This window comes from Permianibacter fluminis (genome assembly GCF_013179735.1).
GTDB classification, from domain to species: domain Bacteria; phylum Pseudomonadota; class Gammaproteobacteria; order Enterobacterales; family Permianibacteraceae; genus Permianibacter; species Permianibacter fluminis.
The window spans coordinates 1,804,139-1,827,649 of sequence record NZ_JABMEG010000001.1; the positions used below are offsets into that span (position 1 = coordinate 1,804,139).

At 58.9% G+C, this 23,511-nt stretch carries 16 protein-coding genes and 1 tRNA gene; 9 read left to right on the forward strand and 8 right to left on the reverse strand.

Annotation, left to right across the window (positions count from 1 at the left end):
- Positions 1–145 precede the first annotated feature (145 nt).
- On the forward strand, positions 146–2,044 hold the full coding sequence (locus HPT27_RS07800; protein WP_172241339.1) for a hypothetical protein: 1,899 nt from the start codon (positions 146–148) through the stop codon (positions 2,042–2,044).
- 186 nt (positions 2,045–2,230) lie between these two features.
- Here HPT27_RS07800 and HPT27_RS07805 read toward each other — a convergent pair whose 3' ends face one another.
- Positions 2,231–4,303 (reverse strand): M13 family metallopeptidase, encoded by a 2,073-nt coding sequence (locus tag HPT27_RS07805; RefSeq protein ID WP_172241342.1) that lies wholly within the window; start codon positions 4,301–4,303, stop codon positions 2,231–2,233.
- Between the two features lie 316 nt (positions 4,304–4,619).
- On the opposite strand from HPT27_RS07805, the gene HPT27_RS07810 reads away from it, so the two are divergent.
- Positions 4,620–5,381 (forward strand): GNAT family N-acetyltransferase, encoded by a 762-nt coding sequence (locus HPT27_RS07810; RefSeq protein WP_172241345.1) that lies wholly within the window; start codon positions 4,620–4,622, stop codon positions 5,379–5,381.
- A gap of 20 nt (positions 5,382–5,401) precedes the next feature.
- Entirely contained in the window at positions 5,402–6,190 is a 789-nt protein-coding gene (locus HPT27_RS07815) for a lysophospholipid acyltransferase family protein (RefSeq protein ID WP_172241348.1), read from the forward strand.
- 60 nt (positions 6,191–6,250) lie between these two features.
- On the opposite strand, the gene nfuA is transcribed toward HPT27_RS07815, so the two are convergent.
- Positions 6,251–6,832 carry a Fe-S biogenesis protein NfuA gene (nfuA, locus tag HPT27_RS07820; RefSeq protein ID WP_172241351.1) on the reverse strand — a complete coding sequence of 194 codons (582 nt, stop codon included), beginning with the start codon at positions 6,830–6,832 and terminating at the stop codon, positions 6,251–6,253.
- Between the two features lie 285 nt (positions 6,833–7,117).
- On the opposite strand from nfuA, the gene HPT27_RS07825 reads away from it, so the two are divergent.
- The 3 genes from HPT27_RS07825 (at position 7,118) to HPT27_RS07835 (ending at position 11,005) form a co-directional block, all read left to right on the forward strand.
- Positions 7,118–9,661, forward strand: coding sequence for a M14 metallopeptidase family protein (locus tag HPT27_RS07825; protein ID WP_172241354.1), 2,544 nt, complete (start codon positions 7,118–7,120; stop codon positions 9,659–9,661).
- A complete protein-coding gene (locus tag HPT27_RS07830) occupies positions 9,658–10,029 on the forward strand; it encodes an ACT domain-containing protein (protein WP_172241357.1) in 372 nt (123 codons plus the stop codon). Before HPT27_RS07825 ends, HPT27_RS07830 begins: the two co-directional genes overlap by 4 nt.
- An 82-nt stretch (positions 10,030–10,111) precedes the next feature.
- On the forward strand, positions 10,112–11,005 hold the full coding sequence (locus HPT27_RS07835) for a hypothetical protein (protein ID WP_172241360.1): 894 nt from the start codon (positions 10,112–10,114) through the stop codon (positions 11,003–11,005).
- A gap of 825 nt (positions 11,006–11,830) precedes the next feature.
- On the opposite strand, the gene HPT27_RS07840 is transcribed toward HPT27_RS07835, so the two are convergent.
- From HPT27_RS07840 to HPT27_RS07850, 3 genes are all read right to left on the reverse strand, one after another.
- Positions 11,831–11,907, reverse strand: a tRNA-Met gene (locus tag HPT27_RS07840).
- Between the two features lie 126 nt (positions 11,908–12,033).
- Positions 12,034–13,428 (reverse strand): glutamine synthetase family protein, encoded by a 1,395-nt coding sequence (locus HPT27_RS07845; protein WP_172241363.1) that lies wholly within the window; start codon positions 13,426–13,428, stop codon positions 12,034–12,036.
- Between the two features lie 129 nt (positions 13,429–13,557).
- Complete coding sequence (locus tag HPT27_RS07850; protein WP_328820491.1) at positions 13,558–14,967, reverse strand: transaminase; 1,410 nt, start codon at positions 14,965–14,967, stop codon at positions 13,558–13,560.
- A 324-nt stretch (positions 14,968–15,291) separates the two neighbouring features.
- On the opposite strand from HPT27_RS07850, the gene HPT27_RS07855 reads away from it, so the two are divergent.
- From HPT27_RS07855 to katG, 3 genes are all read left to right on the forward strand, one after another.
- Complete coding sequence (locus HPT27_RS07855; RefSeq protein WP_172241366.1) at positions 15,292–15,645, forward strand: hypothetical protein; 354 nt, start codon at positions 15,292–15,294, stop codon at positions 15,643–15,645.
- 84 nt (positions 15,646–15,729) lie between these two features.
- Complete coding sequence (locus HPT27_RS07860; protein ID WP_172241369.1) at positions 15,730–17,898, forward strand: PKD domain-containing protein; 2,169 nt, start codon at positions 15,730–15,732, stop codon at positions 17,896–17,898.
- Positions 17,899–18,164: 266 nt separating this feature from the next.
- Complete coding sequence (gene katG, locus HPT27_RS07865; protein ID WP_172241372.1) at positions 18,165–20,357, forward strand: catalase/peroxidase HPI; 2,193 nt, start codon at positions 18,165–18,167, stop codon at positions 20,355–20,357.
- A 120-nt stretch (positions 20,358–20,477) separates the two neighbouring features.
- Here the strand turns inward: katG and HPT27_RS07870 are convergent, their stop codons facing one another.
- The 3 genes from HPT27_RS07870 to pth all read right to left on the reverse strand — a co-directional run bounded on the left by HPT27_RS07870 (position 20,478) and on the right by pth (position 23,451).
- Positions 20,478–21,437 (reverse strand): OmpA family protein, encoded by a 960-nt coding sequence (locus tag HPT27_RS07870; protein WP_172241375.1) that lies wholly within the window; start codon positions 21,435–21,437, stop codon positions 20,478–20,480.
- Positions 21,438–21,652: 215 nt separating this feature from the next.
- Entirely contained in the window at positions 21,653–22,744 is a 1,092-nt protein-coding gene (gene ychF, locus HPT27_RS07875; RefSeq protein ID WP_172241378.1) for a redox-regulated ATPase YchF, read from the reverse strand.
- 125 nt (positions 22,745–22,869) lie between these two features.
- Complete coding sequence (gene pth, locus HPT27_RS07880) at positions 22,870–23,451, reverse strand: aminoacyl-tRNA hydrolase (protein WP_172241381.1); 582 nt, start codon at positions 23,449–23,451, stop codon at positions 22,870–22,872.
- Between the last annotated feature and the right edge of the window lie 60 nt (positions 23,452–23,511).

The following is a 23,511-nucleotide window of genomic DNA, read 5'->3' on the forward strand; positions in this document are numbered from 1 at the left end:
GCAGGACAAGGCATCGTTGCCGCTGCTGGTCTGTTTCGTGGTCAACGGATGGCTGCCCGGGGCGTTAAAGCCGATGGATGCCCTCTGACTGGCGCTGGCGTTGCAGCTTGGCAGTGGGGGCTGGACCTTCAGCAAGGAGACGATGATGACCCCCAATATGATGCGCGTGCTGGCGGCCGGCTGGCTGCTGGTCGTGCTGGCCGCCTGTGGCGGCGGTGCCGGCTCGGAACCGGCGGCTACGGTGTTAACCAAGCAATGCGAAACCTCGGATGCCGAGGCCGATCCCAATGACAACAACTGCGGTCAAGTGCAGGTTGGGTTGACCGACGCCGATGGCGATTTTCTCAGTTATCAAGTTGATGTCAGCAAGCTGACCCTGATCCGGCAGGATGGCGTGCGTGTCGAGCTGCTGCCGACCCGGACCCGGGTTGATTTCGCCCAGTATGTGGAGTTAAGCGAACTGGTGACCGCGGCAACCGTGCCGACCGGTCGCTACGTCAGTGGCGAAATCACGCTGGATTATCGCAACGCCGATATCCAGGTCGAGCGTGATGGCAGCGCGGTCAACGCGCAGCCGATCGATGCCAATGGCAATGCCGTAACCGAATTGAGTTTGGCGATTCAACTCGACAGCGGCAAACCGCTGCGGATTGCGCCCGGCATACCGGCCATGCTGCAGCTGGATTTCAATCTGGCGGCGTCGAACAGTGTTGATCTGAGCGCCGATCCGGTGACGGTGACGGTGGAGCCGGTGCTGCTTGCCAGCGTCGAACCGGTCGATGATCGGCCGTTTCGTTTGCGCGGCCCGCTGCTCAGCGTCAACTTTACCGATTCCTACTACCGGGCGGCACTGCGGCCATTCTGGGATCGCAGTGATCGTCGTGGTGGCGTTCGCATTTACACCGATGCCGACAGCAATTTCCTGATCAATGGCGAAGCGTTGGCCGGTGCCGACGGCCTCACCGCGCTGGCGGCGCAAGCCGCTGGCACGGCGACGCTTGCATTCGGTCGCTATGAGCGCGGCAGCCAGCATTTTGTCGCCGATGAAGTCTGGGCGGGCAGCAGCGTGCCGGGCGGCACGCTGGATGCGGTTGAAGGCGTGGTGCTGGCACGCAGCGATAACACGCTGACCGTATTCGGCGCGACCTTGGCGCGTGCCGATGGCTCGGTGTCATTCCGGGAAACCCTGACTGTAGCGCTCGATACCGACACCAAGGTAATCAAGCCGCGTGCTCATCAGAACGATCTTTCGCTGGCAGAAATTTCGGTCGGTCAGCGCATCACCGCGCTCGGCAGCTTGAGCCGTGACGACAATAGCAGTGACAACAACAGCCTCGACGACAACAGCGGCGCGATACTGGCCGCTGATGCCGTACTGCTGCGGCTGACCAGCGCCGGCGGCAGCCTGCTGTTGCAACAACCGGGGCAACTGAACCTGAATCTGCAAGCCTTGGCGGGCTTGTCGCCCAGCCGATTTGATTTCAGCGGTACCGGCAGCAGCGCTGAATTCGATGCTGATGCCAGTGCCTACGAAGTGGCGACACCGAATGCCTTCAGTCAACTGCACAGCATCGGCGCACCGATACGTGCACTCGGTTATGTCCGCGCCTATGGCAATGCCCCAGCCGATTTCGATGCGCTCTCGGTGCAGGATTTCAGCAGCGCGCGTGCCCAGATCATGGTCGGTTTTGGCGAGCAAGGCAGCAGCACACCGTTTGCCAGCGCCACCGAAGCCGGTGTGGTGATCGATCTGCAAGATGATGCCCTCGGCGACCGGCACTTCCTGCAGCGCGGTGGCCTGCGGGTGGATCTGCAAAATCTGGTCAGTTCACCGCTGCTGGCGCCTGCCAGTGACGGTCACGACTGGTATGCCCTTCGCACAAGCAATGGCGTATTCATGTACAGCAGCTACAGCGCGTTTCTTGCCGAACTGACGACCCGACTGAGCGCCGGTGGCAAGCTGGTCAAACTGCATGCGCTTGGTGGCTTTGTCGACAGCAGCAACACGTTTACGTTGCGTGCGTTGACTGTGGTCATTCGCTGATGCGGTTGTATTTGGATGGTTTTTGCTGTCGTCCGATTTGCTCTCGGCAGGCGCTGCCGCCAAGCAGACCGTTCGTGCTGAGCGCAGTCAACGGCAGCAGCCGCCGTAACTGAGTCGGTGAATTCAGCAGAAAAAACAAAGGGCCCGTGAGGGCCCTTTGTCTTGCTTGCAGCAAATTGCCATGACTTACCAGATCTTGACCCGCTCTTCCGGCTTCAGATACAGCTTGTCGCCTTCCTTGACGTCGAACGCCGCATAGAACGCCGGCAGGTTGCGGACGATACCGTTGCAGCGGAATTCCGACGGTGAATGCGGATCGGTGACCAGACGCTGGCTCAGCTCTTCATCGCGATACTTACGGGCCCAGACTTGCGCCCAGCCCATGAAGAAGCGTTGCTCGCCGGTGAAGCCGTCGATCACTTTTGCCGGTTGACCGTTCAGGCTCAGTTCCCAGGCTTTCTGCGCAATGGTCAGGCCGCCGAGGTCACCGATGTTTTCACCCAGGGTCAGCTCGCCGTTGACGTGCTTGCCCGGCAGCGGTTCAAACGCATTGTACTGCGCGACCAGTTTGCCGGTGCGAACCTTGAATTCTTTCAGGTCCTGCTCGGTCCACCAGTTCTTCAGGTTGCCGTCGCCATCGTACTGCGAACCCTGGTCGTCAAAACCGTGGCCGATTTCGTGGCCGATCACGGCACCGATACCGCCGTAGTTGACCGCGTCGTCAGCATTCATGTCGAAGAACGGCGGCTGCAGAATCGCGGCCGGGAAAACGATCTCGTTCATCACCGGGTTGTAATAGGCGTTGACCGTTTGCGGGGTCATCAGCCATTCGGTGCGGTCGATCGGCTTGCCGAGCTTGTCCAGGTTGCGGTTGAACTCGAATGCGGTCGCGCGAACGATGTTGCCAACCAGATCGTCGCTCTTGATCTCGAGCGCCGAGTAGTCACGCCACTTGTCGGTGTAACCGATCTTGTAGGTGAATTTGGCCAGCTTTTCATGCGCGGCTTTCTTGGTGTCGGCGCTCATCCACTCGAGGCCGTCGATGCTCTGGCCGTAGGCGGTCAGCAGGTTCTGCACCAGCTTTTCCATCTTGGCTTTGGCGGCCGGCGGGAAATGCTTCTCGACATAGATCTTGCCAACGGCTTCGCCAATGGCGCCGTCGATGGTTTGCACGGCACGCTTCCAGCGCGGTTGCTGCTCTTGGGTACCGCGCAGCGTCTTGCTGTAGAAGTTGAAGTTTTCGTCATCGAACGCTTTCGCCAGCACCGGAGCGGCGCCGCTCAGCACTTGCCATTTCGCGTACAGCTTCCAGTCGTCCAGCGAGGCAGACTTGATGACTTTGCCGAATGTCGTGACGTAGCTCGGCTGGGCAACCACGACATTGGCCTGATTGCCGATACCAAGACCTTCGACAAAGCCTTTCCAGTCGACATCGCCCGTCAGCGTGTTCAGCTTGGCCGTTTCCACCTTGTTGTAGGTTTTTTGCGGATCGCGATTTTCAACCCGGGTCCATTGGCCCATGGCCAATTTTTCTTCCAGGGCATAAACCTTCTTGGCGCTGGCGGCCGGATCTTTCAGGTTGGCCAGCTTGAACATGGTTTCGATGTGCTTCAGGTAAGCCGCGCGAATGGCTTGATCTTTCTCATCGTTCTTTTTCTTCACATCGTAGTAATCACGATCCGGCAAACCCAGACCGCTTTGATAGAAGTAGCCGATGTACTGGCTGGCATCTTTCTCGTCGTTGTTGACGAAGAACGCCACCGGCGTGTTGACGCCTTCGCGTTGGGCCTTGGCAAACCAGGCGACCAGCGCATTTTTGTCTTTCAGCGCATCGATGTCGGCAAAGTACGGCTCGACCGGCTTCATGCCGAGCTCTTCGCGCTTGGCTTCGTTCATGTAGCTGTTGTAGAAGTCGCCGACTTTCTGCGCTTCGCTGCCCGGCGCGTTGGTGGCGGTGGCCGAAGCTTCGATGATTTCTTTCAGGTGGGCTTGGGCATCGTCAGCCAGTTTGGTGAACGAGCCGTAATTGGATTTGTCGGCCGGGATTTCGGTGGTCTTCAGCCAGGTGCCGTTGACGTGGCGGAACAGGTCGTCCTGGGCGCGCACAGCCTGATCAACATTGGCCGCGGCAATACCGGAGACCGGCTCCGGCGCCACTTGTTCGACGGCCGGGGCTTGCGCCGTTTCAGTCGGTTCCGGTTGCGAGTTGCAACCGGCCAGCACGGCAGCAGCCAGTGCAGACAATATCCACTTATTCATGGTCTTACCTGTGTTTTGGGGTTGGAAACACGCTGCGCAGCCTCCTCAGCCAGTCCTCGCAGCGGGCGAAGCCCGGACATGCTAACAACAGCTGTCGGCGCTGGCAGGGTCGAATTTGTTTCGGGACGTGACTGGACCGCTTGTCCGGCCAGTGTCACCCGGCGGCCACCCGGCTGGCGCGCTGCCCTTGCTATAGGGGCGGGGGAGGGGGCTGAGGACCGGGGAGTGGGGCTGTCACAGTCGCGTCGCCAATTCGTCACGGTGGCGAAACGGCCAGTCAGCAGGCTGTGCAGGTCATCTCTGCCGAGACCTTGCCATGGCCCCGAACCGCTCCTCTGTGCTTGCCGAAGCCGACCGTTTTCAAATCTGCCTTGCCGATGATGTCGCCCAGGTGCGGGCGTTGCAGCGGCTGCGCTACCAAATTTTTGCCGAGGAAATGGGCGCCGAGATTGTCGATCACGAGGGGTTGGATCGGGACCCGTTCGATCGGCATTGCCAGCATCTTTATGTCATCGACCGCGACAACGGCCAGTTGGTCGGCGGTACCCGTTTGCTCAATCGGGCTGGCGCGAAAAATGCCGGCGGCTTTTATTCGCAAGGCGAATTCCTGATGGATACCGTGTTGCAACTGACCGGTGAAATGTTGGAAGTGGGCCGCACCTGTATTCATCCCGATTATCGCGATGGCAGCGGCATCGCGCTGCTCTGGCAAGGTTTGGCGGCGCTGTTCCGTCAGCAGCAAGTCAAGCATCTGTTTGGCTGCGCCAGCGTGCCACTGCGTGGCGACAGCACCCATGTTCATGCGCTGATGCGGCGGTTGCGAGACAGCTATCAGCTGCCGGAATCGCTTGCTGTCAAAGCGGTCAACCCGACTCCGGCAGTCGGTGAGCTGACCAACATCGATTTGGCCCAGATCACGACCATCGTGCCGCCACTGCTGAAAGCGTACTTGCGGCTTGGTGCCAGAATCGGTGCCGAACCGTGTTGGGATGAGCAATTCGGCTGCGCCGATCTGTTTGTGCTGCTCGATGTCAGCGAGTTGAACGAGCGTTACGCGCGGCATTTTCGCGCTCGCTGAGCGCGGCCTTCATTATGCAGATGCCCGTTGCAGTTCTGTACAAACCGCTTGCGGTCGGCTGGAAAAGTTGGCGCCGCCTGCGGCAAGGTCTGCGCTTTGTGTTGATACTCAGCTGGATTGGTTGCGGCTTGCTGGCGCTGATTCTGTTGCGCTTGTTGCTACCGTGGCGGACGGTTGAACGCTGTTTGCAACCGCTGATGCCGACCTGGATGCGGGTGGCGTGTCTGTTTATCGGTGTCGGCATTAGCCGTGCCGGTGCGCTGCCCGCCGCCGGCAGCTTGTTGCTCAGCAATCATGTTTCCTGGCTGGATATCGTGGTGATCGGCGCCCAGTTGCCGGTACGTTTTGTTGCCAAAAGCGAGGTGCGGCATTGGCCGATCATCGGTCTGCTGGCAGCCAGCGCCGGGACGATTTTTCTGCAACGTGGCAAGCGAACCGGTGACAACAGTAGCGAGCAGATCCGCAGTAAAATCCAGCAATTACTCAACGCCGGTGAGACGGTGCTGCTGTTTCCGGAAGGGACCACCGGCTGTGGTGGTGAGTTGCGCCATTTTCATTCCCGCTTGCTGCCGGCCGACAAGGCGGTGGTGCCGCTGGCCTTGGCCTATCGGGGGCGCGGCGCGGCAGCCGTGCCGTTTATCGGCCGCGATACGTTTGCCAGCAGCTTGTGGCTCATTCTGGCTGAGCACGATTTGCATGCGCATATTCAGCTGCTGCCAGCGATCTCCGGCAATCCGAAGCAGCAGGCGAGTGCCGCGCAGTGTGCGGTGGCGGCCGTGCTTTACCCCATGCCAACGGTGGAGTTGTGAATCGGTGGTAAAAAGAAAAGGCCGGTCAGTTGACCGGCCTTTTCCATTTGCGATGCTTGCTTAGCTGTAATAGGGCGCATCACCGGTGGCGTGTTCGGTGATGTCGCGCACACCGGACAGCTCCGGGAATTTTTCCAGCAAGGTTTTTTCGATGCCGTGTTTCAGCGTCACATCGACCTGGCTGCAGCCGTGGCAGCCGCCACCAAATTGCAATACCGCGACGCTGTCGCTGGTCAATTCCACCAGAGTCACTTTGCCGCCGTGCGAGGCCAGCTGCGGATTCACTTCGGCTTCCAGAATGTAATTGACCCGGTCGGCCAGTGGCGCATCGGCACTCACTTGCGGCGTTTTGGCATTTGGCGCTTTCAGGGTCAGCTGCGAGCCCATGGTGTCGGTTTTCAGATCAATTTCGGCATCGACCAGAAACGGTTCGCTTTCCGGATCGACAAAAGCGGAAAAACCGTCGTAATCGAATTTGACATCGGTGCTTTCCACGGCGCTCGGCGGGCAGTAGGACACGCCGCACTCGGCGCGCGCGGTACCGGGGTTGACCACGAACACCCGGATATGGGTATCGGCTTCGCTTTGCTGGCTCAGCAATTTGCGGAAATGGGCCTGGGCAGTTTCGGTGATGCGGATCATGGTGACGACTCGGTTGGTGTCCGCCCCGGTCAATGGTGGCGGCAGCGGTTGTCTGCAAGTGGCTGATGCGGATCATACCGCCATCGCGGCCGGCTTTCACGGCAACCGCCAGCGGGCGAGTAGCCCTGATTTTTCTCCGGGCTTTGGCGCGTGACCGTCATATTGCGTATGCTCCGTGCCAGAAGTGCTTGCGGAGCCTGTCGGATGAATCCTGTACCTGTCGCGGCCCGGTCGCTGCGGTTTTCGCTGCGGTCGTGTTCTCTGCGGTCCCTGTCGTTGGCTATCGTGCTGACGTCATGGCTGACGCTGCCGGCACAGGCGGTCGAGCTGTCGTATTACTTCGACAAGTTGGTCCCCGGCAGCAGCAACCTCGATCCGGAGGTGCCGGCGCCGTCCGAGCTGCTCGGCTTTGAAGTCGGCGAATGGCATGTCCGGCCCGAGCAATCGGTGGATTATCTGCAGTTGCTGGCGCGGCGCTCGCCACGCGTGCTGGTTGAGGAGATTGGCCGCACCCATGAGCAGCGGCCGCTGCTGCAGGCCATCATCTCCAGCCCGGCCAATCGCGCCCGCATCGATGAAATCCGCGCCGCGCGCGCTGCCGGCAAGAACGACGGACCGTTGATTGTCTGGCTCGGTTACAGCGTGCATGGCAACGAGGCCAGCGGTGCCAACGCGGCCTTGCTGATGGCGTATTACCTTGCTGCGGCCCGCGACCCGGCTCTGGAAAAGCTGCTCGAACGGACCGTGATTATTCTCGACCCGGCGCTGAATCCGGATGGCATGACCCGGTTCAGCAGCTGGGTCAACAGTTACCGGGGTCGGGTATTGGTGCCAGACAATCTGCACGCCGAGCACCGCGAGATCTGGCCCAACGGTCGCGGCAATCATTATTGGTTTGATCTGAATCGCGACTGGCTGATGGTGCAGCAGCCGGAGTCCTATGCCCGGGTGCTGAAATTCCAGGAATGGAAACCGCATGTGCTCGGTGACTTCCATGAAATGGGCACCGACGGCACCTACTTTTTCCAGCCCGGCGTGCCGGCCCGGCAAAACCCGCTGACGCCCGCGGAAAATCTGAAACTCACCGATGCCATCGCCCGTTATCACGCCGCCGCGTTCGATGCGGACAAACGGCTTTACTACAGCAAAGAAGGCTTCGACGATTTCTACTACGGCAAAGGCTCCACCTATCCCGATATTCAGGGCAGCGTTGGCATTTTGTTCGAGCAGGCCAGCGCGCGCGGCCACGTTCAAAACAGCAAGAACGGGCCGATCAGTTTTCCGTTTGCCATTCGCAATCAGTTGACCACGTCGCTGTCAACGCTGCGTGCGGCGGATGAGCAGCGTCAGCAATTGATGAGTTACCAAAGCCAGTTCTATGCCGATGCCGCGGCCGAAGCCAGCAAAGACGAGCAGCGGGCGATTGTCTTCGCGGAGCCGAGCGATCCGGCCCGGGAATACCAGTTTTTGCGGGTGCTGCAGGCCCATGGCATTGTCATCAACAAGCTGGCGGCGGACGTCCGTGTTGACGGCAATTTTTTTGCTGCCGGGCGCGCGTATGTGATCGCGTTGGAGCAGCGCCAATATCGCTTGATCAAATCCCTGTTCGAGACGCGCAAGGCTTTTGCCAGCAACGTGTTCTACGACGTCTCGGCCTGGACCTTGCCGCTGGCCTTTGATATGCCGCAGGCAAGTCTTGGCAAAAGCCAGTGGCGACGCGAGCTGCTCGGTGAGCGGGTGCAAAAGCTGACGCCACCGGCCGGCAAAGTGCAAGGCGACAGCGAGCTCGCGTATGCCTTTGCCTGGGACAGCTATTACGCGCCGCGCGCCGCTAACCAGTTGCTGCGCGAAGGCTACAAACTGCGCGTGGTCACCAAACCGATGACGGTCAAATCGCAGGGCGCCAGCCGTGAGCTCGCGCGCGGCAGCATCGTGATCCCGCTTGGCATTCAGTCAGCGCCGGTCGACAAACTGCGGGCATTGCTCGCGGACATCGCCAATCGCGACGCCATCGATGTCTGGCCGCTGCAATCCGGTTATGCCGAGGCCGGCACGGATCTCGGCAGCCCGAGCCTGAAAGCGCTGGCAACGCCGAATGTGTTACTGCTCATTGGTGCCGGTGTTGATGCCAACAGCGCCGGTGAAATCTGGCACTTGCTCGATTACCGGATGCATTTGCCGCTGACCATGAGCCACCTCGGCGGCTTTGCCGATGTGAACCTCAATGACTACAGCCATTTGATTCTGGCCGACGGTCGCTACAAGAGTCTCAACGACGAGCAGAGCAAGCGCATTGCCGAGTGGGTCAAGGCCGGCGGCACTCTGATTGCAATCGATGGCGCCGTGCAATGGGCCAGCCAGCAGGACTTTGTCCGCAACAAGTTGCAAACTGAAACTGACACCGGTGACAAACGCCTGCCCTACGCCAGCATGGAAGAAAAAGAAGCCGAGAAAAAAATTGCCGGCGCGATTCTGTTGGCCAATCTGGATCGCAGTCATCCGCTCGGTTTCGGTTTTGCCCGCGATACCCTGCCGCTGTTCCGCACCCACACCGACGTGCTGCCGCCATTGAAAAGCCCGTACGCCACCGCCGCGCAATTCACCGATGCGCCGGTGCTGGCCGGCTTTGTTTCTGAAGACAACGTCAAGCGTCTGGCCGGCTCGGCTGCGCTCGCCGCCGAGAAAGTCGGCAACGGCACCATCGTACTCGCCACCACCTCGCTGGCGTTTCGCGCCAGCTGGTTTGGCAGCAGCAAGCTGCTGATGAATGCGATTTTCTTTGCGCCGATTATCGACAAACCGGCGGACCCGGGCGCCAACGTCGAATGAAACTCACGCTCAGCCACGTCCCCGGCCAATGGGCCGTTTGCCGGCTTGCCCCCGGCACCGATTGCCAGTTGGTGCAAGACGCGATCTTCAACATCACCTGGACGCCGGAAGAAACCTCGCTCGTCTGCCGCTACAACGCCGCCCCGAAAGCCGTACCGGTGCAAGGCCCGTTCGCGATGCTGAAAGTGCAAGGTCCACTCGATTTCAGCTTGACCGGCATCATGGCCGCATTGACCCAGCCACTGGCCGCAGCCGGCATTTCGATCTTCGCCATTTCAACGTACGACACGGATTATCTGCTGGTCGGCGAAAACAAGCTGACTGAAGCGGTAAGCACGTTGCAGGCTTCTGGTTTTGAGGTGGTGTAAATCCGGCGCAATGCCCTTCGGTTGTTACGCGCCACACTCTGTCCGTAGTTAATGTTGGCGGTAAAAAATTGGTGAATTAAAAATGAAGCTTGGTCGACGCGGTTTTTTCATCTTTTCGGTTCTGCTTCTGGCCGTAATAGTTGCCTATCTGATATTGGGCCACCTAATCAATAACCGTTTCTCGTTTGACAAGGTTGGTGCCGACTCCGTGGACGTGGATGGCAAAGAACGTGCTGCTGCGATAGCTCGTTCATCGGTAGTTAGCAAGAATGGCTTGGTGCCTCGCACAAACTCTCCGGAAAACGGATGCCTGCCATTTAGCGCTCTTCAATTGACAGAGGAATGGAAGCGGTCAGAGGCTTGGCTTGAGTCGATAGGGGTCTTGGTCTTCGATCCTGTTACCAGAGAGCAATTTATCGGACATAGTGCATATGTCACCTATTCGGAAGCAAATCTTACGCAAATGGCAGGAAATGGAGATCCAATGGCAGCGCTTGTGCTTGGTGAAATCCGGGGTGGCCAAGCGGATATCATCATTGATGGAACCAGCGTTAGTCCTGAAGGCCAAGAACAAGCATTGCACCTGCTTGACGAGTCACGAAAGCTGCTGTTGCAGGCCGTGCTTGACGGTGGATACATCGCGGCTTTGACTTCCGTCGGAATGAGCTACGGTTCTGAGCTGCAATTGCTTAAGAAACGAGGAATATTGAGCCCTGAACGTGAGATCGAGCTTCAATTGCTGGCTTATCGGTATGGCGAGGCGACGGAAGCCCTTGTCGCCGGACTCAATGAAGAGTTTTTCACCACTGATGCGAGCTTACCTAAGGCGGAGCTTGATGCCGCGCTGGCCGATACCGTTGCTGCGCTTGAAGCCGAACGTCAACTGCGCGGCTTCCTTCCATTGAAGACGCAAGTTCCTCCAGAAAGACTTTGGGTATTGGCGCAAAAAATTTGTAGTCAGCGTAGTCCCAACTAGGATTCATGCGTGCTAAGCCGCTCCGCGGATTCGCACCTACGTCAACATGCCATACCGTATTTCGCCGGAGTGGCAAAAGTTTTTTTGCGCGAAGCGTGCTGTTGACCTTTCTCGCCCGTTCGACGAGCCGAGCAGCGGAATGGAGTCTGGGTTAACCGCCCGTAACGAAGTGAAGGGGCGAGGCAGGAAGCCGAAGCCTTTTCAGGCTGCACATGGACGTGCTGTCTGAAAAGCCCCAGACGGAATGAGCAGCGCAGGGCACCGCGCGAAGCGCGGCTCGGAGCCGGGCATGTTTCTTTGGTAGCTTTCTTTGCGCCAAAGAAAGCTACTCGCCCGCCGGTGCGAGAACCGGCGATCTCGAACATCGATAGGTGCTTAAGATAGGCGTACGATTAAGATTTTCCGATTTTGATTACACCGGCTTTATGTGCAGGGTCTCATTGTGTTTTGCTACCCTTCGAGGCCAAACATGGTTTTCGATTCGGCGACTATAGAGGAGCTTAGAGATTGATACGAAGATGGCTGGCAAATATTGTCGTTGTCCTCGTTCTTGTTTGCGGCGTTTGGGGCACTTTTCGCTGGCACAAGTCTGGTCGCGAGGCGCTCGTCTACATCGTGCTGTTGGGCGTTATTGTCGTGATTATGCTGTTACTATCTCTAGGGAGAAGCAAACCTAGGGATGATGAGCGGGATGTATAGGAAGTCCTCCAAATTCCTGATGATTCTCGTGCGCAAAAATACTGAATATCACATATACACATAGCACGACGCATCAAGCTGTAAGAGCTTAAAAGAAAAAAGGCGCCTTTCGGCGCCTTTTGAATTTGGTGGTGATGGGCAGAGTTGAACTGCCGACCTGAGGGTTATGAATCCTCCGCTCTAACCGACTGAGCTACATCACCAGCCCTGTTTTTAGCCAGAGGCCAAAACAGGCCTCGCCGGCAGGCCGGCGAGGGGCGCGTATTGTCAAAAATGGGCCGGTGACTGTCAAGGTCGAATGCGCGCCCGGCGTCAAAATATGCCGCCGATCAGACCGTGCGCAGGTACCAGTCGTAGTCCAGCGGGCTGACTTCGCCATAAAACTCGGCCAGTTCGGCTTGTTTGGTGGCGACATAGGTGTCGATGAAGCCGGCCGGGAAGTACTGGCGAATGAAGTCGGAACTGGCAAAGGCGTCGATGGCCTGCTGCCAGTTTCTGGGCAGGGCCTTGCTGCCCTGACCGCCAGCGGCGAGCTTGCCAGCGTCGCCGACGGCCGGGGCGCCGGGGTCGAGCTGCTTGACCAAGCCGTCGTGGGCGGCGGCGAGGATGCCGGCAAGCACCAGATAGGGGTTGGCGTCGGCACCGGCGACCCGGTGTTCCAGCCGGCGCGCGGCCGGGCCGCTGGCGGGCACCCGCAGGCTGACAGTGCGGTTGTTGATGCCCCAGGCGGTGTTGATGGGCGCGTAGCAGCCGGGCCGCAATCGGCGGTAACTGTTGGCATGCGGTCCGAACAGCAACATGCTGTCGGCCAGATGTTTCTGCAGGCCGCCGATGGCATGGTGCAGCTGCGGCGAACCGGCTGGTGACGGATCGGCAAAGACATTGTGGCCGGCTTGGTCAATGACGCTCATGTGCACATGCAGGCCGCTGCCGGACTCCTGCGCATACGGCTTGGCCATGAAGGTGGCGATGTAACCGTGTTTGAGCGCGACGCCTTTGACCACGCGCTTGAACAGCACCGCCTGATCCATCGCCCGCAGGGCATCGTCCTGATGGTGCAGCACAATCTCGAATTGGCTCGGGCCATATTCCGAAATCACGGTTTCGGCCGGAATGCCCATGCTGACTGCGGTGTCGTGCACCTCGGTCAGGAAGGTCGCGAAATCATCGAGTTCATTGGCTTCGTAACCGCGGATCAGGGTTGGCCGTTCACCGGTGCGCGGATTCTTTGGCGGCTGGATGTGGCCATCGGCGGTGCGCTCGCGCTCCACCAGATAAAACTCCAGCTCGGCGGCCACCACCGGCCGCAAGCCCATCTTTTGGAAATGCTGCAGCACGCCGGCCAGCACTTGTCGCGGATCTTGTGGCGTCGGTGTGCCGTCGGGTTCGGACATGGTGAACAGCACTTGGCCATAACGCTCACCGAGCCACGGTGCCGGGGTCAGTGTGCCGGGCACCGCTTGGCACCAGCGATCGGAATCGCCGTCCTGCCAGACCAGATCGTAGTGGGCGATGTCTTTGCCGGTGACGTCGAGCCACAGTATCGAGCTGGCGACACCTCGGCCGTGTTGGAAAAATTCTTCCAGCTCGGCCAGCGTCAGGCGCTTGCCGCGCAGCACGCCGTTGTTGTCGCTGATCAGCGCGTAGAAATGATCGACAAGCGGATAGCGGCGGCGAAAGTCTTGCAGTTCGGTGAGCAGCGGCTGAGCGCTTTGCATGTTCATGGTGTGGACTCCGTTGATCGTTATTTTCGTTCTTCTTGGCTAAGGGTTGTGGTGGGAGCGGCTTTAGCCGCGATTGAGCGTGAGCCGAGCAATCGCGGCTAAAGCCGCTCCCACAGAAAGAAACGGCGATCAGCCGGCAGGTTGCGACAGGTGCTTGAGCAGCAGCAGGCAGTCGTCGAGCGCGTTCAGCAGGGCATCGATATCGGCGCGCTGGGTTTGCGGTGAAACCAGGCACATGTGATGAAAAGGCGTGACCAGTACGCCGCGATTGAGCAGTGCCAGATGCAGCGCAGCGCCCAGGTCGTGATCGTCTTCGCGGGCTAGGGCTTCGGCACCGGTGCGCGGTACGGTCGGGGCAAAAATCCATTCACAGCGGGCACCAACTTGTGCAATCGACCACGGCAGTTGGTGCCGGCCGAAAAGTGCGCGCAAGCCATCGGCCAGATATTCCGCCAGCGGCAGCATGTGCGCATACGCCTCGTGGCTCATGACGTCGCTGAGCATCGCGCGCATGGCGCGCAGCGTCAGCAGATTGGCGGCGAGTGTGGTGCCCATGCCGCTGTGGCCCGGCTCACGCTGATCGCGCACGCGATTCATCGCCGCGAACACCTCGGCGGTGAAACCGTACACCGCTGCGCACAGGCCGCCGGCAATCGGTTTGCCAAGCACCAGAAAGTCCGGCTGCAGTTGGTGGGTGCCGGTGTAACCGGCCCAGCCGCTGGAAATGCAATGGGTTTCATCGATGGCGAGCAGCACGCCGTATTTTTTGCACTCGGCTTGGGCAAAGGCCCAGTAGCCCTCATCCGGCAAGACCATGCCGCAATTGGTCATCACCGGCTCGGCCAGCAACACGACGATATCGCCGCGCGCCAGGGCGGCTGACAACGCCGCGCGATCATTGAATTCAATGGCAACCGTGCTGTCACTCAGATTGAAAATCTGGCCGATCAAACCGGGCCGATTGACGGTGCGACCGTCGTGCAATTGCACCATCGTTTCTTCGACGGTGCCGTGATAGCAGCCGTTGAAAACCAGCACTTTGTCTTTCTTGGCATCCGTCAGCGTGGCGATAGCGCGCGCCCAGCGCAGCAGCGCCCGGTTGGCGTCAGTGGCGGTAGCGGTGACTTGCCAGTACGGCAGCCCGAAACGTTCGGCCAGATGGGCGGCAACAACGGCTGCATCGGCGCCGGGCAGCATCGCGGTCAGGCCGTCGCCAGCGTGATCGCGCAGCACGCGCTGCACCGGTGCCGGCGAGTGGCCAAACATGGCACCGGTATCGCCGAGGCAGAAGTCGCGGTAGTGGTTGCCATCGATATCGGTCAGGGTGATGCCGCGGGCACTATCAATCACCAGCGGCACCGGGGTGCCCCAGTCACGCATCCAGTGCATGGGCACGCCGCCGGGCAGGTGGGCTTGGGCCTGCTCGAACAGCGCGCAGCTTTGCGGCCGGCGGGCAAGAAAGGCCTCGGCTTCCTGTTGATGCAGGGCGGCAATGGCCTTGGGGCTGATGGTGCCCAAGGCCGCGGCAAGCTGGGTCACGACGCGCTCCTGAAACGCACCAGCGGGCAGAGACCCTGTGCTGGCCGTCAAAGATATTGGACTGAGTGTTGATTATGCTAAACAGACAGGAATATGGGGGTGTCTGGGGCAGGCTGTCAATCGGGCGGTTGACGGGTTCGACCTTTCGATAGCGCTGATGGCGCGGCAGGTGCAGGCCCGGGCAAAGGACTATGCTGGGCACTATTGCGCATCCGGGTTGCACCGTATGGCCGAATCCGGCAAGGTGTTCAGCGCTGCGGAACGGCCCCGGAAAATACCGAAAAGTTCTGTACATTCAGATACATAATGCAGGAGTGTGGACCCTTGAAACGGATCTTTTTATCGGCGGTTCTGAGCGCGCTGGCCACGGCGGCGTGTACCCACAACATGGCAAGCACCGATTCGGTGCGGGTGTTGTCCGCCAGCAATGAGCTGCGCCAGGTAGTGGCTGACGGCAACGCCATCACCAGCCTCAACAAGGCCTGGGCCGAAAAGCGGCAGGTGGTGCTGAAACGCCGCCCGGAGTTTGATTACCGGGTCGAACTTGGCGCCGGCAGCCCTAACACCTGGCTTTACTCCAGCGACGGTTACGCCGTGCTGGCCAGTGAACCCTACGGCACCATTTACCAGCTGGCTGACCGCGATGCCGTCAATCAGCTGCTCGGTATCAACCGCTAAACGCTTTTTCATCACCTGCAGGATCAGGGCGTGACATGTCTGTTGCGCCAGCCATTGATGATTTAACGAGTTGGGAGTCGACTCATGAAGCACCGCATTTTGTCGCGTCGTATGCGTATCAAACCTCTGTTCATCGCCATGCTGGCAGCAAGCCTGCCACTGGCCGCCAATGCGGCCGAGCAATTGCGTTACCACAATGATTACCGGCACACCGTCAAGATGGTGCTGGCACCGACTCAGGCGAACAGCAAAGTCGGTTTGCGTGATGAAGCGCTGGCGCGCGATTTTCTGAGCCAGCACGCCGAGCAATTTGGCTTGGCCAAAAATCTGGCCAATCTGCAGCTGACCAAAACCCGGCAGAGCCTGACCGCGACGCACTATTACTTCCAACAAGTACTCAATGGCGTGCCGGTGCTGCACGGCGAAGCGATTGTGTCGATCGGCAAGAAAGATGGCCGCGTCATTCGCTCGTACAACAATACTTATCCGAGCGCTGGTGTTATTAACAAATCAGCTAAACCAGCGCTGCTGGCGGAGCAAGCGCTGGAAACTGCGTGGGACTATATGCAAGGCAGTGGCAGCCTGCGCTTCAAGCCAAGCGCCGAGCTCTATTACGTCAATGTTGCTGACAAGCTGGTGCTGGCTTATCGAACACAAATTTCTGCCGACCAACCGCGCGGTGCGTGGGAGCATTTCGTTGATGCCAGCTCAGGTGAGGTGCTGAGAGCGGTTCGCATTGATTTGCCACGCAAGACAGCGGCGAATCCTCCGGAGTACGGCTCGCTTTGGCCTGCCGCAGCCGCCAACCCCGCTCATCGTCCGTTGCGGGAATCGATCTCGATGTGGCAGGCAAAACAGGAAGCCAAGCAGCCTGCTGTTAATGCTCTAAAGGTCAATGGTACCGCTCTAGTTTTTGATCCAGACCCGCGGACCACACAAAAGAGTTATGCGCTGACGAATACTTCAACCGTTCCCGACTCAGCCTATTTAACCAAGAACTTGAACGACATCGAATTCAGTGGCGGTGTTTTTCGTTTAAATGGGCCTTGGGTTCGTATTGTCGAAATTGCGAATCCGGTATCAGCGCCGAGTACTGACGCCGATGGCAATTGGACGAACAAGCGCGGCAATAATGCATTTAATGACGTGAACACTTATTACCATCTTGATCAGAGCCAGCGTTACATTCAAGCAATGGGCTTTACTGGCGGCACTGCGGTGCTTGAGCGGGCGATGGATGTCGATACTAATGGCCTAAATGGCGATGATAACTCTCAGTATGTCTACGGGGGTGGTGGCGACTATCTGGAGTTCGGACACGGCTGTGTTGACGACAATGAAGATGCCGATGTGATCCTGCATGAATATGGCCATGCGATTAATTACGACATCAACAATAACTGGGATGGCGGCGATACTGGCGCGATGGGCGAAGGCTTTGGTGATTATTGGGCGGGCTCATACAGTTACAGCACGACCAATGGTCAAGTTTTCGACCCCAACCAAGTTTACACATGGGATGGGCCTGGCTGCTGGGACGGGCGGCGCATGGATATGACGCAATATCAATTCAGTCCGGCCATCACGTATGGTGCGCATGAGCAGGTCGGTAGCGTGCTGGGCGATGAGTTGTGGTCCACTCCGCTGTTTCAATCATTGGTGGAGTTGATGCGCCAAGGCGTGCCACGCGATGAGGTGGATCAGATTATTTTGGAGGCCCAATTTGGTCTTGGCGCCAACCTGACCATGACGGATATGGCAACGGCTACCGTTGCCGCCGCAGAGGCTTTATTCCCTGCCGGTCCGCATGCTGGAGTGTTTCAGTCAAAGTTCGAGCAAGTAAACATTCTTGCTCCAACAGGCAATCGGCCTCCAATAGCTCGTGTCAGCCAAGCCACCATCAATGTCTCGACTGGCGCCAGTGTTAGCCTTAATGCGTCAACCAGCAGTGACCCGGATGCAGACAGTCTTACCTATCTTTGGGAGAAAACCAGTGGTGGGACAATCACTCTGAGCGGGGCAGCCAGTGCTCAAGCGAGCTTTATGGCTCCTAGTGCCGCTGACACCCTTACATTTACTGTTCGGGTTGACGATGGCAACGGCGCGTCCGATATAAAGACCGTGCAGGTCAATGTGACCGCACCGACCTCAAATGGCGGTGGTGGGAGCGGTGGCGGCGGTGGCGGTGGTTCGCTCGAAGTGTTGGGCTTGGCGGTTGTGGCCATGCTCGGCTTGCGCCGTAAGCGTCGCTAGTTGACGCGTGCAGTTCAGCAAAACGGGGAGCGTTGCTCCCCGTTTGCTTTTGTGCTGAACACGATGCCCCGATGACCCGCTGGCGCTTTCATCGGCGTTGCCTATCCTAATCATCGAAAGCATTGACTGTCCGGTGGTGACCCGTCGTCGTACCCTGCTTCCAGCCGCATTGAGTCGTCAATTGATCCCATGCTTGCGGTGACAATGCGTTGGTGGAGTGTGTCCGCCAAGCAACGTTGACTGCGAAACCTGCCCAGGAGAACACCATGTCGAATGAAGCAAAATGCCCTTTCTCGGGCGCGGCCCGAGCCACTGCCGCAGCCGGGGCGTCGGCAAATGCCCGCTGGTGGCCGAACCAACTGAATCTCAAAATCCTGCACCAGCATTCGAACAAATCGAATCCGATGGGTGAGCAGTTTGATTACGCCAGCGAATTCAAGAAACTCGATCTCGCCGCGCTGAAGCGCGATCTGCATGCGCTGATGACCGATTCGCAAGCCTGGTGGCCGGCCGATTGGGGCCACTATGGCGGACTGTTCATTCGCATGGCTTGGCACAGCGCCGGCACCTATCGCATCGCTGACGGCCGTGGTGGCGGTGGCGCCGGCAATCAACGTTTTGCGCCGCTCAACAGTTGGCCGGACAACGGCAACCTCGACAAGGCGCGCCGGCTGCTGTGGCCGATCAAGAAGAAATACGGCAACAAGATTTCCTGGGCAGATCTGATGATCCTTGCCGGCAATTGCGCGCTGGAATCGATGGGCTTCAAGACCTTCGGTTTTGCCGGTGGTCGTGCCGATATCTGGGAACCGGAAGAAGACATCTACTGGGGCAGTGAAAACAGCTGGCTCGGTGATCAACGCTACAGCGGTGATCGCCAACTCGAGAATCCGCTGGCGGCCGTGCAGATGGGACTTATCTACGTCAACCCGGAAGGCCCGAATGGCAACCCGGATCCGGTCGCGTCCGGTCGTGACGTCCGCGAAACGTTTGCGCGCATGGCAATGAACGACGAAGAAACGGTTGCCCTGGTTGCCGGCGGTCACACCTTCGGCAAAGCGCATGGCGCCGGCGATCCGGCTTTGGTTGGTCGCGAACCGGAAGGCGCGGCTATCGAAGAGATGGGGCTGGGCTGGAAAAATGCATTCGGTAGCGGCAAAGGTGTGCATACCACCACCAGCGGCATCGAAGGTGCGTGGAAGCCAAACCCGACCCGCTGGGACAACGGTTACTTCGACATGCTGTTTGGTTACGAGTGGGAACTGGTCAAGAGCCCGGCCGGCGCGCATCAATGGCTCGCCAAAGACGTAAAACCGGAACACCTCATCCCGGACGCGCATGATCCGTCGAAAAAGCATCGACCGATGATGACCACCGCCGATTTGTCCCTGCGCTTTGATCCGGCCTTTGAAAAAATTGCCCGCCGTTTTCACAAAAATCCGGCGGAATTTGCTGACGCTTTTGCTCGTGCCTGGTTCAAGCTGACGCATCGCGACATGGGACCGCGAGCACGCTATCTCGGCCCGGATGTGCCGGCCGAAGAACTGCTTTGGCAGGATCCGCTGCCAGCGCGGGATCACGAGTTGATCACGACGCAGGACATTGCGGCGTTGAAGGCCAAGGTGTTGGCGTCCGGTTTGTCGATTGCGCAATTGGTCAGCACGGCTTGGTCATCCGCCGCCAGCTTCCGCGGCTCCGACAAGCGCGGTGGTGCTAACGGCGCTCGCATCCGGCTGGCGCCGCAGAAGGACTGGCCAGTCAATCAGCCGGCCGAGTTGGCGAAAGTGTTGAAGACGCTTGAAGCGATTCAGGCCGAATACAATCGTAGCCAAACGGGCAACAAAAAAGTGTCACTGGCTGATTTGATCGTGCTGGCGGGTGATGCGGCTGTGGAAGCGGCGGCCAAAAAAGCCGGTCACGATCTCAGCTTGCCCTTTGCTGCCGGCCGTACCGATGCCTCGCAAGCGCAAACCGATGTTGAATCGTTTGCGGTGCTGGAACCGGTTGCCGATGGCTTCCGCAATTACCAGCGTCCCGGCCTCAATGCCCCGGCGGAAGAGCTGCTGCTGGATCGGGCGCAGTTGCTGACGCTGACGGCACCGGAAATGACGGTGCTGATTGGCGGCATGCGGGCGCTGAACGTCACGGTCGGGCAGGCGAAGCACGGCATCCTGACCGCGACGCCGGAAACGCTGAGCAATGATTTCTTCGTCAATTTGCTCGACATGAACATCGAGTGGAAGCCTTCCGCTGTCGCGGGAATCTATGAGGGCCATGAGCGGGCGAGCGGCAAGCTCAAGTGGACGGGAACACGCGTCGATCTGGTGTTTGGCTCCAACTCCGAGCTGCGCGCCTTGGCCGAGGTTTATGCCAGCGATGACAACAAGGCAAAGTTCGTCAAGGATTTTGCTGCAGCCTGGACCAAAGTCATGAATCTGGATCGCTTTGATCTTCGCTAGATAACGCGGAGCACGATTGTCCTTTGCGGCAACTCGCGTTTGCTGAAATATGCTTCTTCTGTGCAGAAAAACAAAAAGGCGGCCACTGGCCGCCTTTTTGTTTTCAAGAAAAAGAGCAATTTACGGCGCGCGAACCAGTTCGACACGGCGGTTGCGGCTGCGGCCAGCTTCATCGGCATTGCTGGCAACAGGCGCCAAGGGCCCGACGCCGTGCGCGCTGAGCCGATCCTTGGCAATGCCATATTGCTTGACCAGTGCGTCGACCACGGTGTTGGCGCGCTTTTGTGACAGCTCGCTGTTTTGCGCAAGGGCCCCGACTGTATCGGTATGGCCGACTACATACAGCTTCAAACCGGTTTGCGTTTTCAGGATCTGGGCAATCGCGTCCAACGCTGGTTTGGAATCCGCTTTCAGCTCGGCCTTACCGGTGTCGAAATACAAGTCATACACCGAGGCCTTGCCGGTCGCCTTCAGGGCGCTGTCGAGGCTGCTGACCGTGGTGCGGGTATCGGCCTGAATCAGGCCAGTGGCCATGGCCTGTTGCTCCAGAATGTCGAGCTGGGCGTGGATAAAGCCGCCTTCACCATTTTGGGAGATGTGCAACGCGACATACGTCGCTGCTTGCTCATCACCCCGCTTGGCGGCGAGGTAAAACTGCCGGTCCTTGCTACCGGCGGTGTAGAGCACGCGGTCGCTCCAGAATGAAGTGCTGCCGCAGGCAAGATGCTTGCACTGGAACAGGACTTGAAAGCCGGCGCTGGTCAACGCCTGTTCGTAGCTGCGATAAGCAGCCAGCAAACTGGCGCTGGCCGGAATGTCGTAAGACGTTTTGGTCAGCTTGCCTTCCAGTGTCTGCTTCTTCACGCTGGCAAACGAGGCTTCCTGAAGCGTGGGTGCGCTCAGCACCAATTCGTATTCATCAAAGTCGACCGCGACTTGCTTGAGAATTTTTGATCCGGGATAACGTGACAGCAGCGGGTGATCCTTGCCGCGGTCCGCATCAAAGGCGACGGCGAGCTGCGACAGCGCCGTCAGAGCAATGGTCAAAAGCATCAGAATGGGATTACGCACGATGCGCACGATCAGATCTCCTTGTGCTGGCAAGAGCGGGCCACCATGGCCGGCATTGCTCGGTGTGACGCCGCCGCAGTGTAATCCGCAGCGCCGCGATTGAAAACGCACGAGACGATGATCGGTTGACAGAAATGCGAAACCGGTCACGTGGACCGGTTTCGCTGATCATGCTGTCTGAACGGTGGCTGAATTAACCACCGTCAGCGACGCAGAAGCGTGGCTTAGACGTTGAAGCGGAAATGCATGACATCGCCATCCTGCACGACATAGTCCTTGCCTTCCAAACGCCATTTGCCGGCCTCTTTCGCGCCTGCTTCACCTTTGTATTTGATGAAGTCGTCATAGGAAATGACTTCGGCGCGGATAAAGCCTTTCTCGAAATCGGTGTGAATGACGGCGGCGGCTTTTGGCGCTGTGGCACCGACCGGTACGGTCCAGGCACGCACTTCCTTGACTCCGGCAGTGAAGTAGGTCTGCAGGTTCAATAGTTTGTAACCGGCGCGGATCACGCGGTTCAAACCGGGTTCGGTCAGGCCGAGTTCGGACAGAAATTCCTGCTGCTCTTCTGCTGAAAGGGCGATCAGTTCCGATTCGATGGCGGCGCAGACCGGCACTACTTCGGCGCTTTCTTTGGCGGCGATGGCGCGCACGGTATCAAGCATCGGATTGTTTTCAAAACCGTCTTCGAGCACGTTGGCGATGAACATGGTCGGCTTGGCTGTCATCAGGCCGAGTGCGCGCAGCAATTTCAATTCGGCTTCGTCCAGTTCCAGCGTCCGGACCGGTTGGCCCTCATCGAGTGCGGCCTTGGCTTTGACCAGCACGTCGTATTCGGCCTTGGCTTCCTTGTCGCCGTGCTTGGCGGTTTTTTCGGTGCGCTTGATGGCGCGGTCGACGGTGTCTAGATCCGCCAGCGCCAGTTCCATGTTGATGATTTCGATATCGCGGGCCGGGTCAACGCTGCCGGAAACGTGAATGATGTCCGGGTGATCAAAGCAGCGGACTACATGGGCAATCGCATCGGTTTCACGGATATTGGCCAGAAACTTGTTGCCGAGGCCTTCACCTTTCGAGGCGCCGGCAACCAGACCGGCGATATCGACAAACTCCATCGAGGTCGGCACGGTCTTTTGCGGATTGACGATCTTGGCCAACTCGTTCAGCCGCGCATCCGGCATCGGCACAATGCCGGTGTTCGGGTCGATGGTGCAGAACGGAAAGTTCGCGGCTGCGATGCCGGCATTGGTCAGCGCATTGAACAAAGTGGACTTGCCGACGTTAGGCAGACCGACGATACCGCAGTTGAAACCCATCTCAATTACTCCGCTATGAGGGCGTGCGACACGCTCCCTCTTTGCCAACCCTCTTCCGCAAGCGGTGAGGGCGCCAATACTGTCAGTCAATCAGACCGCTGCAGTCGCTTCGGTCAACTGACGTTTTAACCGACAAAACTGTGCAGCTTCTGCTGCGCTTTCTGAAATTCGCCGCGAATGAGCAGTTCGCTTTCGCGAAGCGCTTCGTCGATGGCAGCATCCATTTTCTCCTGCTCGGCGCGTGGCGCTTTGCCCAGCACCCAGCCCGTCACCTGTTCCCGATCACCGGGATGGCCAATGCCAATCCGCAAACGGTAGAAATCGGCGCTGTTGCCCAAAGCCGGCACGATATCTTTCAAGCCGTTGTGACCGCCGTGGCCGCCGCCAATTTTCAGCTTCAGCGTGCCGGGTGGAATATCCAGCTCGTCGTGGGCGACCAGGATTTCCTGCGGTGCGATGCGGTAAAAATTGGCCATGGCGCCAACTGCTTGCCCGCTGCGATTCATGTAAGTGGCCGGGATCAGCAAGCGCACCTGCTCGCCGGCAACAACCGCGCTCGCCGTTTCGCCGAAATACTTTGGTTCGACACTGAGTCGCACACCCAGCTTGTCGGCCAGTCGGCGAACATACCACTCACCGGCGTTGTGCCGGGTCTGCGCATATTGGGCGCCCGGATTGCCGAGCCCCACAATCAGTTTGAGTGCCACAGTCTGCTTGTCCGCTCAACTTGGTTGGTCAGCACGTTATCGGCAACAGGCCGTAAAAAA

What these genes read in the sequence shown, in the direction of transcription:
- HPT27_RS07800 (WP_172241339.1), top strand. Translation starts at nt 146, where the DNA reads ATGACCCCCAATATGATGCGCGTGCTGGCGGCCGGCTGGCTGCTGGTC.
- HPT27_RS07805 (WP_172241342.1), bottom strand. Translation starts at nt 4,303, where the DNA reads ATGAATAAGTGGATATTGTCTGCACTGGCTGCTGCCGTGCTGGCCGGT.
- HPT27_RS07810 (WP_172241345.1), top strand. Translation starts at nt 4,620, where the DNA reads ATGGCCCCGAACCGCTCCTCTGTGCTTGCCGAAGCCGACCGTTTTCAA.
- HPT27_RS07815 (WP_172241348.1), top strand. Translation starts at nt 5,402, where the DNA reads ATGCCCGTTGCAGTTCTGTACAAACCGCTTGCGGTCGGCTGGAAAAGT.
- nfuA (WP_172241351.1), bottom strand. Translation starts at nt 6,832, where the DNA reads ATGATCCGCATCACCGAAACTGCCCAGGCCCATTTCCGCAAATTGCTG.
- HPT27_RS07830 (WP_172241357.1), top strand. Translation starts at nt 9,658, where the DNA reads ATGAAACTCACGCTCAGCCACGTCCCCGGCCAATGGGCCGTTTGCCGG.
- HPT27_RS07835 (WP_172241360.1), top strand. Translation starts at nt 10,112, where the DNA reads ATGAAGCTTGGTCGACGCGGTTTTTTCATCTTTTCGGTTCTGCTTCTG.
- HPT27_RS07845 (WP_172241363.1), bottom strand. Translation starts at nt 13,428, where the DNA reads ATGAACATGCAAAGCGCTCAGCCGCTGCTCACCGAACTGCAAGACTTT.
- HPT27_RS07860 (WP_172241369.1), top strand. Translation starts at nt 15,730, where the DNA reads ATGAAGCACCGCATTTTGTCGCGTCGTATGCGTATCAAACCTCTGTTC.
- katG (WP_172241372.1), top strand. Translation starts at nt 18,165, where the DNA reads ATGTCGAATGAAGCAAAATGCCCTTTCTCGGGCGCGGCCCGAGCCACT.
- ychF (WP_172241378.1), bottom strand. Translation starts at nt 22,744, where the DNA reads ATGGGTTTCAACTGCGGTATCGTCGGTCTGCCTAACGTCGGCAAGTCC.